Below are 13001 nucleotides of genomic sequence, written 5' to 3' on the forward strand. Positions count from 1 at the left end.
AGAGCCACAGCGGCGCCGCCCACTGTCCGCACCCGTCTTCCCCGCCGACGCGGGGGTGTGAGCCGCAAGTCGGTCTGCCGTTGGCGGTCTGATTCGGGGGATATCGGCCGGTACCGTTCGTGCTGCGGGACGGGGGTGGGTGTGAGTTCCCACCGGGCGGTCTTGTGGGCGCAAGCAACTTGAACAACCCCGCAGTTGTCATGACCTTGCTCCCCAGGTCGGTTCGAAGATCACGATCTACAGCCGGTACCCCACTTGCACTTCGCTATTCGTGCTGCTCAGAGGCGTGTTCATGAGCGTACGTGGCTGATCTGCCGTCAGGTGGCGGGAGTTCGTGACAGTCGATCGCGAGGAGCTGCCGATTGCTCACCATCCACCGACACCGCATCCCGTGACGTTGATCACGGAAAGAACACGACGGGCGTGGGCAACTGCCCGGGTTTGATCATTTCCGTACGGGCCGCGGGACCGGCGTGGGCACACCGTGACAACCGTCGGCGCGAAAACCCCCGTTACACAGCCTTCACACACCTTTACGATCACGCTTGCCGCACCGCGAGCCTTCCCTCCACCACCGCGACGGCCTCTCATCCTTACTCTGGCCCAGAAAGGGTCTCTATGAAGCTTCGCCGTGCCCTGGTGGCGGTCGCCACGACCGCAGCCATCGCCTCCACCACGCTGCTGGCCGCCACCTCGGCCAACGCCGCGCCGTCGACCCCGTCGGCACCATCCGGCCTGTGCACGACCGGTAACCCGCACTACAAGCCTGTCCTGCGCACCACCATCAGCGGGCTGCCCGTCGAGATCAAGGCGGGCAGCGGCTGGCGCAACTTCACCCTCACCCTGGACAACCCGTCGCAGGCCAAGGTCACCAACATCCACCTGTTCGCCGGCGTCAGCTCGACCACCGAAGGGTTCAAGGCCTTCCCGACCAGCCAGGTCTCTCTGCAGGCCTACTTCCCGAAAACCAAGCGGTGGGAGAACGTCACCGACACCGCCGGTCACACGGACGGCTACTTCGGCTGGGCCTCGATCAGCGCGCACCACCACATCAACATCCCCATGCGCATCAACGTCACGAAGAAGGCCCCGGCCGGCAAGGCCATGGACCTCGGCGCCGGGTTCTACCAGGACGCCAAGAACAAGTGCACGGCGATCACCGCCGCCACCTACAAGTTCCAGATCATCGCTCCGGCCAAGCACGCCTGACCCGGCGCGACCATCAACCGGGCCCGCACCTCGCCGGGAGGCGCGGGCCCAGCCACCTGCCCGGGCCGGGCAGGCTCACAGTCGCACCCGCCGGGCGGTCGAACGCACCGCGTGTACTGCTACACCATCACCGTCATCTGGTACACGCTGCACGGCCACCCCAAGACGCCGCCGACTGCCGCGAGCGCGCCTCCTGGTACACCACCTAGACCGACCCGTCCGTGGCGGGCGTGATCGCCAAGCTCCGCCGGGTCATCATCGCCTCCCGATCTCTACCCAACCGCCCAGACCAGCCCACCGATCAGGAAATCCGCGCCGTCCGGCAAGCATGGGCCGCGCGGCCAGCCTCGGCACCGCCGCTGCGCGGCTCCGGAACGAAGATGAGCTAACCCCCAGCTAAAGCAGGGGGTCTGCGCTCAAGAGAGATGATCACTGTTGACGAGGCCTTCGTCGTTGAGCTCGCCGTCGGTGGATCGTGTCCGGCTGGGATGGCGGTGAGGGTGGCGGTGACGCCCCTGGGGTGGTCCCTCCTCCCGATGTGAGGAGGGATCACCGGGGTCCCCTCGGGGCGGCCAGACGGGCGGTTCGCGGGCTGCTGGCTTTTCAGGGCTGTAGGAGCTGTATTTCGGGTTGGCGCGCGGTCACGTCACCGGGGAAGCGGCCGGGCTGGTGGCGCAGGTAGGTGTCGAAGAACTGCCGGATGATGTCGGTCGTCACCGCGAGGGCGTGGCGTTGGTCGAGCGGGCCGATCATTCCGGCCAGCCGGGACAAGGTGGGGTCTTTGAGCAGGGACTGGTCGCTGAAGTTGAAGTGGCCGGTGCCCCGGATGGTCAGCCAGAAGCGTTGGTTCGGCGGAAGGCTGCGGTAGACGGACCGGATGCCGGCCGGCGCGGCTCGGTTCGCGGGGTCGGCGGGATCGCCGTGGTCGCTGGCGGTGAGGAACAGGAACGGCCGGTCGAGGCCGTCGTGGACGACGGTGCCGTGGAGCGTGCCGTCCATGTCGATGCCCGCCCGGCAGCGGGTGTCGTCATGGCAGAACTGCGCCGCGGTCGCTCCGCCGAAGGAGTGCCCGAAGACTCCTACCGCGTTCGGGTCGAGCCGGTGGGTGAACAGCCCGGCGGGAACGGCGTTGTCGAGCCGGGCCAGCTGGTCGAGGACGAAGGCGGTGTCGGCGGACCACAGGGCGATCAGCTTATCGGCGCGGCGGTCCTGTTCAGCGGTCGACAGGCGGGCCTCGCCGGGGTTCCCCGCGGCCGTCTTGGTCACCACCTGGCCGTCCGAGAGCACGACCACGGTGGTGCTGTACGGCGCATCCATCCCCACCACGACGTGGCCATGGCTGGCCAGGTCCTCGGCCGGGGTGGTGTAGTCGGTGGCCAGGGCGCCGATGCCGGACCGCATGAGCACGACCGGGTAAGCGGACCGGCCGGGTGCGACCGGCGCGTTCTGGATGCTGTGCGCATGGACCAGCGTCAGGTCGCGGGTGAACAGGGTGCGCATCACCGGGCCTTGGTACCGGGCGAGTGCAGCCCGCCAGGGTGGGGGCAGGTAGTCCGCCGGGCGGGAGGTGCCGGTGGACGCGGCCGGGTACCAGATCCAGACCGGGAGTTCACGCGGCCGGCCGTCGGGCGCGAGGGGATCGGTGCGGGAGTGGTCCACCCAGTCGTACGCAGTCCGCCCGACCGGGTACGACCCGGTGGGCGCGGGCAGGGTGATCGCCGTGCGGTGCTCCCCCCAGAGCAGGCCGACCATAGTAGCCACCGCCAGGACGGCCAGGGCAGCGAGTAACGCGACGGTCTTGAGGATCCGCCGTGCCCAGGGGCGCCGACTCATCTGTCCCGCCGGGCGAGCAGGACGATGTTGAGGGTGAGCAGCGCGACCAGCCCCAGGTAGCTCGCGACCTCCACCGGCGTGCCATGGAAGCCGGAGTCGATGCCGTTGTAGCCGATCCAGCAGATGAACAGCGCGCTGACGGCGATGGCGGTCCAGCGGAGCCACACCGGCGCGGCGCCCTTGACGATGAACCAGCACGCGGCGCGCAGCCACTTTCGCCGCCTCGGCCCGGCCTCCGCGACGGCGGCCTCGGCGAGCATGGCCCGCCCCAACTCCTGCCGCCTGGTCGGCAGGAACCGCAGGCCGGCCTCGGCGGCCCGCCCCACCCGGCCCCCAGTCATGACCGGCCGTCCGCGAGTCGACTCCGGTAGCCGGACGCCTTGGGCGGCGCCACCGGCTCGGCGGCCAGGTTCGCCGCGTGGACCGCGCCTTCGGTGCTGAGCCGGTACAGGTGTCGGCGCGGTCGGCCGGTGGGCGGGTCCTGCTCCCACTGGCTCTCCAACAACCCCCGGTCTGTCAACCGGCCGAGGATCGGGTACAGGGTTCCGGGCGCCAGACCGGTCTCGAGGGCGATGTCGTAGCCGTACCGCCAGGTCTGGCCGCCAGCCCGCAGCGCCCGGAAAACCAGCCGCGTCTGCGCGGAGTCACGTCGAGTGGGCATGGGCAAACTCTATATAGGTAGAGTTCTTCGTGGCAAGGGTGTCGAGCAGTCAACGTGGACCTGGACCGCGGCTACGACAGCGACAAAAATCCGTGCCGCCCTGGCAGAACTCGGCTTCACCGGCGAGACCGCCGCAAGGACCCAGGTAGGCAAGTGCTGGGCGCCGAACGCGGGCACGCGTGGATGAACGGCATCGACAAGCTGCGGCCCTGCACCGAAGAGCGCAGTCGCGTCGTGGACGTCTACCTCTCCCGGGAGTTCCTGCCGCAAGAGCTGGGCTACGGTTCGCGGAGCACGAGCCGGCGCAGGCTGCGGGACTGGCATTAGGCCGGGGTGTGGCAGGTTCTGCACGAGCTGCTGCTTGCCGAGTTATGCCCGGCTGACCTGCTGGCCTTCTCTCAGGCCGCAGCCGACGGCTCACATCTGCGGGCGATGAAGGGTGGCGCGAAGGCCGGGGCAGGACCGGCAGCAAGCACCAGGTGATCGGGGAGGCGCACGGCATCCCGCTCGCCACCACGCTGACCGGTGAAAACCGTCACGATGTCACGGCCCAGGCGCCGGAAGGGCAGTGACGGCAGGGTGCCTCGCGATGAGATCTTGGCTGGGTCGGTGGCCTGCTCGACGAGAACCCGGCAGTGACCCTCGCAACTGTCCAGGAGCGCGTCGGTCTGTCCTACGCCGCGGCCGAGCGCGCCCTGCCCCGGCTGCGCGGGGAGCGGATCGCCGACCTGCTGCAGGACGAACCGGACCTGAACCCCGAGGAGGCCACCACGTGTCTCGGCTACCCGACCGCGGTGCAGCGCACGGCCCTTGCCAGCGCCGTCACCGAACTGGGTGGCCGCCAGGTGCTGCGGGCTCGGCAGGGTGCAGAAGAGAGCGAGTCGTCGTGGACGACGCAAGGGGCGGCTGCCCCAGAGCCTGACCGCTCAGGGCCTGGGCGAGGAAGTGTGAGTAGGGCTGCCGGAGGTGAACCGGCTGCTGGCGGTGCGATGGCCGGCGGTGCTGGCGGGCAGGGCGCTGCCGGGGGGCAGCAGCTGCACGGTCGGCGACCGGTGAGGCGGACCGGTCATGACGGCGCCGATGCCGTGGGAACGGTCGGGGAGCAAGGTGAGCGACCGGCATCTGACCAGGCTCGCGGTCGTGTATGTGCCGCGGCCCGGCACGCAGCAGGTCGCGGATCACCAGGAATCGCCCCGGTTGCAGCGTGACATCGGTCTCCAAGACCACACCGAGGTCTTGGAGACCGACGCTGCCCTTTGGGGGGCGTCGATGGTCGGACGGCTGAATGGCAACACACAGATCTTCCATCACCACCCGGACAGTCCACCAGCAAATGCCACCGATGTGGCGGCGTCGTGCCTACGGTCGACATCACTGCCGACCACAGATGGAGGACGCACATGCTCAAGCCCATCGCCATCATCCTCACAGGGCTGATCACCGCCGGGGTTCTCGCAGGAGGTGTCGCCGCCGCAACCCCCGCAGCACGCGCTTCCGTCGCGACCAGGCCGACACCTCCGGCAGACAGCGATCCCTGTGTTCCGGGGTACATCCTCAACCTCCCTATCTGCGTGACAGATGCTGTTGGCTAGTGCTGGATTCCTCAAACGAGGTACACATATCGACGCCGTAGGACGCGGGTTGGTGGTGCGGGTCTGCCCCAGATCCAGGGTCGGGCGCGGGAGCTGAGCTGGTCGGTGGCGGCTCGTGGCGTGGGTGATGCGGCCTGGGTCGCCGAAGGAGCGTACGGCCAGGGCGGTCTTGCGGAAGATGCGCCACCAGCCTCCTTGGAGGTTGAGCCAACAGGCACCGACCGGGATAAAAACGTGCTTGATGCGTGGGTGGTCCTCCAGCCAGGTGCGGGTGGACACGCTGTTGTGCGGGGACAGATTGTCCGTGATCACGTGATGTCCGCAGCGGGGTTGGCTTCTTCGACCGACTGGAGCAACCGCTGATAGAAGGCGCTGTTGCGGGAAGCGGCGGTCATCGTGATTGCTTGACCGTCGCGGATGCGTAAGGCGCCGTAGCCCTAGGTCTCCTCCGGCCCGCGGGAATAGGCGAACGCATTCTTGATGCGGTGCCTGTCCGGCGACCAGCCAGGTGCCAGTGGGAAAGCGCGGGGGATCACCGGGCCGAGTTCGCCGGCGCAGACCACCGTCGCGCCGGCGGGCGGGCTGGTGTAGAGCTCGACGATCCGCGTCCTTCTTCCCTCGAAGTCCGGATCCTTCGAGCGCGTCCAGGATCGCGTGCGCCGCCAGCGGACCCTTCCGCGAGCAGAATCCGGCGCACCTGGGAGCGGCTGACTTCGATGCCCAGGCCCCGGGCCGCGGCGACCAGCGTGTCCAAGGTCCACTCCGAGGGCCCCGACTCGTCCGCTGAGCCGTGCGGGTATCGATGCGGCCGCGCGGGCCGACATCGCGACCACCTGCAAGGAACGCGGCGGCGCCCCGGCGCAGACGTACCCGCCGTGCCGGCCGCCCGCCAGGGTCGCGTCCAGATCCTCGTTGAACCGGCCACGGGCCCGGGCCGCCCCGCTGCTGTCCGACAGTTGTTGGACCGGCTGGTCGAATCCGGCGGGGCTGGTCATCACCACCGAGCGCCTGGGGTGACTGCCTCGGCAAGGCACCCCAGGCGCAGCGCCTGACTGACCTCGCACGGCTGCGCGGCGTCCGCGACCGGATCGACAGGGAATACGCGCAGCCGCTGAACGTGGAGGCGCTCGCCCGCGACGTGAACATATCCGCCGGGCACCTCAGCCGGCGGTTCCGGGCCGCCTATGGTGAATCGCGTACGCGTACCTGATGACGCGTCGCATCGAGCGCGCGACGGCGCTGCTGCGGCGGGGCGACCTCAGCGTCACCGAGGTCTGCTTCGCGGTCGGCTGCGCGTCGCTGGGCACGTTCACCACCCGCTTCACCGAGCTGGTCGGCATGCCGTCCGGGGCCTTCCGACGCCAGGCGGCGCATGCGGCGGCCGACCACGCACATCCCGAGGTCAATGACCCCGCTGACGTTCAACGCGCGGTCGCACAGACCTATGCCACCCGGCCAGGACTCCGCTTCTACATCGACACGATTCTCGGCAACAACGACTCGCTGTTTGTGGTCGGTGGTGTCGGCCACGAAAGTCGCCCAGACACCATAGACAGCCGTCTCATCTGGCTGATTCGACTCCTCGACGGTCAGATGGCCGAGATGTGGACCTATCGGCTCAGCACTCCATGATGCCGCCGAACCACGGTTCACCGTCACCATCCTGTGGCCGACCGTCCCGAACACCCCACCGCCCGGCTGCCGCCACGACAGCGAGCGCCTGCTCCAGCTGACCGGCAACTGGCGTGAGGCGGCACTCGAACTCCGCGAGCTCGCTCCACCGCGCCCCACTCTGCGGCTGGTCAGCGACACGACACCGCCCCCAGAGCTCACCGCTCCGAGACCAAGATCAAGTGCTTGGCGTTAATGGCTGTATCGATGGTCCAGCCACCGCCAATTGCATCGGATGCGAACTCGTGACGGTGTGCGATTCGACATCGGCGGATGCCAAATTCCCCAGCGTGACCAGAGGGTTGAGACCCTGAGGCGGCATGCGACGCTGGCGGATCGCGGCACGTGATGGCCAGCTGTGTCACTCGTATGGCCGGCTGGCCCGCAGACGGTCAAGGCGGTGGACCACCCCGACGCCGGTATGCTGATCTTCGACGCCACCTTGCTGTCGCTGCCCGAGCTGCCCGGCCACCACCTGATCCTGCACAACCCCCGTCCGGGCACCGACACCCAGGAACGGCTGAAGCAGCTCATGCCATGCGACGAGTACGACCCGTCGCAGTTCCTCCGCACGCGTCGGCCCCCCGGCCTCGGCAGCCTCGGGAGACGCCGCCATCAACACAGCAGCGTGATGGTGATCGTCATGGCGCACCTCCGCCTGATCGGCACCCGCAAGCGAACCCGCGGCGGGTATGACCACAGATCGACGCTTCGAGTCGAGGCAGATCGTCAGACAGTAAGGTGCCCGCCCGGCGTCTCGGGAAGCGATCTCCCTCGCCCCCGCGGTAAACCGAGCGCCGGGCGACGGAATGGGTACGGCGGTCAGGCAAGCAGGACAGAATCCCGGCGTGAGCCGGGCTATGACCGGGACTGCAACTGCTGCCCAGGTCCGCCCTCTTCCGATCCAGGCGCGGTGCGAAGACCCGCGCGGTACGACTGGCCATCGCCCTGGGCGTGACCACTAGGTCGTTTCTGACGGCTCTTGGTCTGCTGCCGGCTGATCGATTGCCTTGGCGTGGGGCGCCTCATGAGGCAGCGGTTGCCTCGCCAGGCGCATCCGTTTCGGGCAAGAGACCGCTTCAAGAGCCGTCAGAAGCGCTCTAGGTGCTGCTCAGACACAGGCCGCCACTAGGCCGACACGCTCAATTTGCATATCGACGCAACAAGAGCAACGGGGTCCTTAGGCGAGCCATGACCACCCACCGAATTCCAGCTGGCCTCTATCGGCGACCCGGGCCGCTGCGCCGAGCAACGGCCGCCCGACGCCGCAGGAACACCGCCGCATCACAGGCCGGCCAGCAATTGCCCCGCAGTCCCTATCAGCCCCCTCGCCGGGCCCGTCCCGCGGCATCCACCCTCCCGACGTTGGCCGACCGCCCGCGACAGCCGCCCCATGGGCGTCCTTTCAGCGTCCTCTCAGCTCATGGCGTGCAGGCTGGAGGGTGCCTGGGAGGCTGCGCATCCCCGTGCCGCAGTCGGCTCCACCGTACCGATTCGCCGTCGGATCCCACGGGAACCGCCATGACTTCCGATACCGTCACTCCGCCCGTCGCCCCGGCCCGGCACCGCACGGCCCCGGCCGTCGGGAGCGTCACCGGACTGAACCGGTTCTTCGAGGACGCCTGTGACAGCACCCCGCACGCCGTGGCGCTCGAAATCGGCGCTCAGCGGTTGAGCTACGCCGAACTGGACGCCCGGGCCAACCAGGTCGCCCATCGGCTGCGGCGTCTCGGCATCGGACCGGACAGCCGTGTCGGGTTGCTCCTGCCGAGGTCCGCGGAGATGTACGCGAGCCTGCTCGGCGTGTGCAAGGCGGGCGCGGCGTTCGTGCCGGTCGATCCCGCTGCGCCCGCGGACCGGGTGACCTTCATCCTTCAGGATGCCGGTGCCGATGCCCTGCTCACCGCCTCCGCCCGCACGGCCGACGCGGTCCGGGCGATGCCGCCCAGGACATGCGCGGTCATCGAGGCGGACTCCGGGCCCGGGACCTCGCGACGCTGCCCACCACACGTCCGTACGAAGGGCCGAGGAAAGTGGCGGACCCGTTGGCCTACGTGATGTACACCTCGGGGTCCAGCGGCAGACCCAAAGGAGTGGAGGTCGCCCGGTCGAGCATCGGCAACTTCGTGCGCGTCGTCTCCCCGGTCTACGGAATCCGGCCCTCGGACCGCGTGTACCAGGGCATGACCATCTCCTTCGACTTCTCGATCGAGGAGATCTGGCCTACCTGGGCGGCCGGCGCCACCCTGGTCGCAGGACCCACGGGACCGGGACGGCTCGGGTCCGAGCTCGCCGACTTCCTGGACCGGTATCAGGTGACCGTCCTGTACTGCTGCTCAGGACCCTGCCAGGCCAGTTCGCGGGCCGCATCCACCGGCCGGAAGGCGTCTTGGTACTGCCAGCTGCCGTGGCCTCGTTTGAGAGCCATCACGAACGGCAGGTGGGCGGCGGACAGGTCGCGGCGGAAGCTGTCGTGGTCGCCGTAGGCACAGTCGGCTGCCACCGCCCTGAAAGACACCCCTGCCTCTGCAGCCTGACGGGCCAGGACTGCCCCGATCTGCAGCTTCGTACGGAACTGGGGATCACTCTTGCCGTGCGGGAAGTGGTGGGCGGGGGTGTAGGGGACGGCGTGCAGTGGGTAGTAGACGCGCTCGTCCGCCCAGCACGTGGTCACGGTGACCACGCCGCGGTCGATCTTGCCGACCGAGCCGAGGTACTGCTTGCCCACGTGCGCGGTCGCGCTGCCGTCCTTGCGGTCTCCGGAGTCGTCGACGACCAGCACCCCGCCCGGGTGCGGGGCAGTGGCCGGGTCGGCCAGTAGTAGTTCCAGCCGTCGAGCGTTGACCGCGTCCTGGTCCCAGGTCGACTCGGAGAGGAAGAACTGCAGCCGCTGGACTGCCGCATGCTGGGCGCCGACCACGGGTTCCGTACCTGCCAGGCAGGTCAGGGTCTTGTTCCGGTCCCGCGGCAGCAGCAGCCCGGCCAGGTACTCGCGAAACCCCCGGCGCTGAGCCAGCGTGGAGAAGAGGTCATCGAACCGGACAGCGTACGCTTCCAGTAGACCAGGTGCCGGCGGGCACGGCAGCCTCTTCGTCATCTCGGGCTCCCCAGACCGTAGTTGACGCCTCCATCACACGGCCTACTCCCGGACAAACCCGCCGTCAACAAACCACCGATAGGCAGCGTTCGCCCCGTCGACGGCATTGTGTGGGAACCATTCGTACGGCGCAGCTACTGACCGGCCGTGCCCGGCGTTGTTGTCATCGAGGAAAGCCTCAACGCCAAGCAATGGATAGGAAATCACGATGAACCACGCGTTCCGTCTTGCCGCTGCAAGCGCTCTCGGCGTCATTCTCCTGACGGACGGTGCCACCGCCGCAGTGGGAGCCCCCCTGACCACCACGCAGACGGCCAGTGCCGTAGCGCAAAGGGCGACACTGACCGCCAAGGCCAGCGTCAGCAGCGTCCAGGCAAGGGAGGCGTTCAGGATCACTGGCACGTCGACCGGCCTCAAGCCCGCCACCAAGGTGATGCTCCAGAACAAGCAGGGTGCCAAGTGGGTCAGCTTGCCCGCCGCTGCCGCCGTCGCCCAGGACGGTTCATACGCAACGTCATACACAATGCGGGATGATCTGGGCGTCAAGGGCAAGAAGCAATTCCGCGTGGTAGGCGGTGGTGCGGTGTCCCCCGTGTTCACGGTCGCCCTCCGCTGACTTCACCACCCACGATGTCTGGGTTTCGTCACACGGGCTGCGCGCCCCTGGCACCCCCTCAGGTTCTAGGCGCCGTTGCAACATCCCAGCTCAAGGGGTGGGGTGGACTTCGGGATCCGGGAAGACCGGGGCAATCAGGGCCTGAGCAGCCGGGAAGCGTGTAGACGCGTCGGGATCAACTACCGCACTGGAAAGCGATGGCGGAATCGTCGCCACCCGAAGGACCAAGGGGGCGCCGCCCGGCTCAGCGGCCGGCGTCCCCGTTGGGTTCGTCCCGGTTACCTGCGCCAAGACCGCCGGACCGACATCGCCGACCGCTGGGGGAGAAGCCCACGATCCGGCAGATTGCCGTTGAGCTGTGACGCAGCCCCTCTGCGATCTGCCGCGAGATTCGCCGCAACGGCCTGCCGATGCGCGCAGATGCATCCCGCTGGGCCTATGGTCCGTACGCCGTCCCGGCCCGCCCCAAGGCCGGGTGGATCGGCCAGAACCCGCAGCTGCGCGCCTTCATCCAGGACCACCTGGACCTACGGTGGAGCCCGGAACAGACGCGACCCGCGCGGTGCCGTGGACCAGCCAGCCGGCCAGAAGCAGGGGTCCGGTGATGAGGGCGCCGGCGGTGTAGGGGGTGAACACGACGGCGCGGTAGCTGCGCTGTGCAAGGAAGAGCAGCGCCAGGTGTGCCGCCCGGTAGCTGGCGCCGAACAGCAGCCCGCGAGAGCCGTATGCCTACGGTAGGGCCAGCGCCATGAACAGGCCGCACAGCCCGACCGCGAACGCGCCCAGACGTTCGAAGGCCCGCTCCAGGTCATGCGTGTTGGCGTGCATCGTGGTGCCGCCCCATGTCCAGATGATCGGGATGAGCACCACCGCGGCCCGCCCGCCCCCAGGCCGGCGGTGGTCGGCATGCAGGAGGCTGGCCACCTGAGTGACCGCGACGACGAACACCAACCGTGACGAAGCAGCCCCGCTCCGCCTCTTCTTTCCGCCGGATCGTGTTGCCCGTTGGTTCCAGTTCCGCGAGCGCTGCGCGGATACCGCGACGTCCTTCGCCGAATACATTGCCGCTGTGGCGGCGGGCGTGGGTCCGATGGCGCGTCAGCGTGCGTCTCCCAGCCGGACGTCCGGCTCAGCGGCTCGGCCAGCAGGCCCGGCGCCAGTTACGTCGGCCGGTCGTCCCGCAGCAGCGCGTTCGGGAGGATGGTGAAGTGGTACCGACGACGGCGAATTACGCCGTCGTCGGCACCATGGGCCGACCGTCTCGCGGGCTATGCGTAGAACGGGCCGGGGGTGGTCCAGGTGGTGTGGCCGAAGACGTTGTCGTCGGCGATGGTGAGGCTGACGTTGGTGACCTTCAGCCCGAACTGGGTGGGGGTCATCCCGTCGGGGCAGTTGACCTGCACCGCGGGGAAGTTCACGTAGAACTGCGGCCCCGAGTCCTGAGTCGGGTTCGAACGCAGGTCAGATATCACCCAGTTGGCCTCGGTGAAGTAGTAGGTCCGCATCAGTTGCTCATGCTCGCTTCGGACGACGAAGGCGGTGCGGTGGTCGAAGGTGCCGTCGGGGCGCAGGCAGCCGAAGGTGCGGGCGGTGTCGGCGTAGGAGTTGAAGTAGTAGTCGGTGCTGTAGAGACCCGCCTGGTAGCCGGGTCGGCTGCGGACGTTATGCAGGGTGAAGTCGAGCTTAAACCCTCCGCAGCCGGGCGTCGGGTCGTAGTCGTGGTAGATCTGCCGACACTTGCGGTCGCCGAAGGCGGCGTCGGGATCCGGGTGGTACGGCTGCGGGACGACCTGGCCGTGGAACAGCACAGTGGCCGAGATCCCGCTCCCGCCGGGCGCCGGAATCTCGGCACGCGCCGTAGCGCTCGCCGCTCCCGAACCGGCCAGCACCAGCCCGGCCGCCATCAGCAGCGCGATGACCAGCCGCGCCCGCGATCTGCGCAGTAACTCCATGGAGAAACCCCCTCATGACGTCGTGAGGCACCGCCCGCACCTTCGCGGACGGCGCGCCACACGCTAACCGCGGCCCCGGAGGCACGTCCGGCGAACACCCTGAAACGGCGCGAACCGGCCGCCGAGGTCCGGGGCCCCGCATCACGATTCTTCGATGAGCGCCAGTCGCGTGGCACTCGCCAGCGGACCGTCGTCCGGCATCCGCGCGGCCGTCGCCCGACGGCATGCGGATCGTCGTCAACTCCGCACGGAGCGCTGTCAAGGACAAGGAACTCGCGGCCGAGTTGCCCGCCGCGATGATGGCGCAGAGACCCTCCGCACCACCTGGCGACACCGAGCATGAGCGCGGCCAGCGCGCCAAGTAGCCTCC

At 68.7% G+C, this 13001-nt stretch carries 9 protein-coding genes and 5 pseudogenes; 7 read left to right on the plus strand and 7 right to left on the minus strand.

From position 1 onward, the window contains the following. Positions 1-618: 618 nt before the first annotated feature. On the plus strand, positions 619-1209 hold the full coding sequence (locus M878_RS91045; RefSeq protein ID WP_023553923.1) for a hypothetical protein: 591 nt from the start codon (positions 619-621) through the stop codon (positions 1207-1209). 603 nt (positions 1210-1812) lie between these two features. Here M878_RS91045 and M878_RS91050 read toward each other — a convergent pair. Genes M878_RS91050 through M878_RS91060 form a run of 3 tightly spaced genes read right to left on the minus strand, consistent with a single transcriptional unit; the run spans position 1813 to position 3703 of the window. After that, positions 1813-3042, minus strand: a complete 1230-nt coding sequence (locus M878_RS91050) for an alpha/beta hydrolase family protein (RefSeq protein ID WP_051430165.1) — start codon at positions 3040-3042, stop codon at positions 1813-1815. Beyond that, a complete protein-coding gene (locus tag M878_RS91055) occupies positions 3039-3383 on the minus strand; it encodes a hypothetical protein (RefSeq protein WP_158692902.1) in 345 nt (114 codons plus the stop codon). Before M878_RS91055 ends, M878_RS91050 begins: the two co-directional genes overlap by 4 nt. Then, a complete protein-coding gene (locus M878_RS91060) occupies positions 3380-3703 on the minus strand; it encodes a PadR family transcriptional regulator (protein ID WP_023553927.1) in 324 nt (107 codons plus the stop codon). The genes M878_RS91055 and M878_RS91060 overlap by 4 nt, the downstream gene beginning before the upstream one ends. Positions 3704-3751: 48 nt before the next feature. Here M878_RS91060 and M878_RS97100 point away from each other — a divergent pair. From M878_RS97100 to M878_RS91065, 3 pseudogenes are all read left to right on the plus strand, one after another. Next, positions 3752-3952 (plus strand): annotated as a pseudogene (locus M878_RS97100) (IS5/IS1182 family transposase); the annotation flags it as partial. Positions 3953-4155: 203 nt separating this feature from the next. Continuing rightward, positions 4156-4263, plus strand: a pseudogene (locus tag M878_RS000000102110) (IS5/IS1182 family transposase); the annotation flags it as partial. 2098 nt (positions 4264-6361) lie between these two features. Next, positions 6362-6681 (plus strand): annotated as a pseudogene (locus M878_RS91065) (helix-turn-helix transcriptional regulator); the annotation flags it as partial. A 646-nt stretch (positions 6682-7327) separates the two neighbouring features. Here the strand turns inward: M878_RS91065 and M878_RS98100 are convergent. After that, positions 7328-7666: a hypothetical protein gene (locus M878_RS98100; protein ID WP_158692904.1), complete on the minus strand. Its 339-nt coding sequence runs from the start codon at positions 7664-7666 to the stop codon at positions 7328-7330. An 821-nt stretch (positions 7667-8487) separates the two neighbouring features. On the opposite strand from M878_RS98100, the gene M878_RS91075 reads away from it, so the two are divergent. After that, positions 8488-9024, plus strand: a complete 537-nt coding sequence (locus M878_RS91075; RefSeq protein ID WP_023553933.1) for an AMP-binding protein — start codon at positions 8488-8490, stop codon at positions 9022-9024. Continuing rightward, a pseudogene (locus M878_RS000000101255) lies at positions 9024-9239 on the plus strand (AMP-binding protein); the annotation flags it as partial. The gene M878_RS91075 and the pseudogene M878_RS000000101255, both read left to right, overlap by 1 nt. Before the next feature lie 62 nt (positions 9240-9301). Here M878_RS000000101255 and M878_RS91080 read toward each other — a convergent pair. After that, positions 9302-10063: pseudogene (locus tag M878_RS91080) on the minus strand (IS701 family transposase); the annotation flags it as partial. Between the two features lie 208 nt (positions 10064-10271). Here M878_RS91080 and M878_RS91085 point away from each other — a divergent pair. Next, entirely contained in the window at positions 10272-10679 is a 408-nt protein-coding gene (locus tag M878_RS91085) for a hypothetical protein (RefSeq protein ID WP_023553936.1), read from the plus strand. Positions 10680-11408: 729 nt separating this feature from the next. On the opposite strand, the gene M878_RS000000101260 is transcribed toward M878_RS91085, so the two are convergent. Then, positions 11409-11741, minus strand: a complete 333-nt coding sequence (locus tag M878_RS000000101260; protein WP_078630557.1) for a low temperature requirement protein A — start codon at positions 11739-11741, stop codon at positions 11409-11411. A gap of 206 nt (positions 11742-11947) precedes the next feature. Next, complete coding sequence (locus tag M878_RS91095) at positions 11948-12631, minus strand: hypothetical protein (protein WP_023553938.1); 684 nt, start codon at positions 12629-12631, stop codon at positions 11948-11950. Between the last annotated feature and the right edge of the window lie 370 nt (positions 12632-13001).

Source organism: Streptomyces roseochromogenus subsp. oscitans DS 12.976 (assembly GCF_000497445.1).
GTDB lineage: Bacteria > Actinomycetota > Actinomycetes > Streptomycetales > Streptomycetaceae > Streptomyces > Streptomyces oscitans.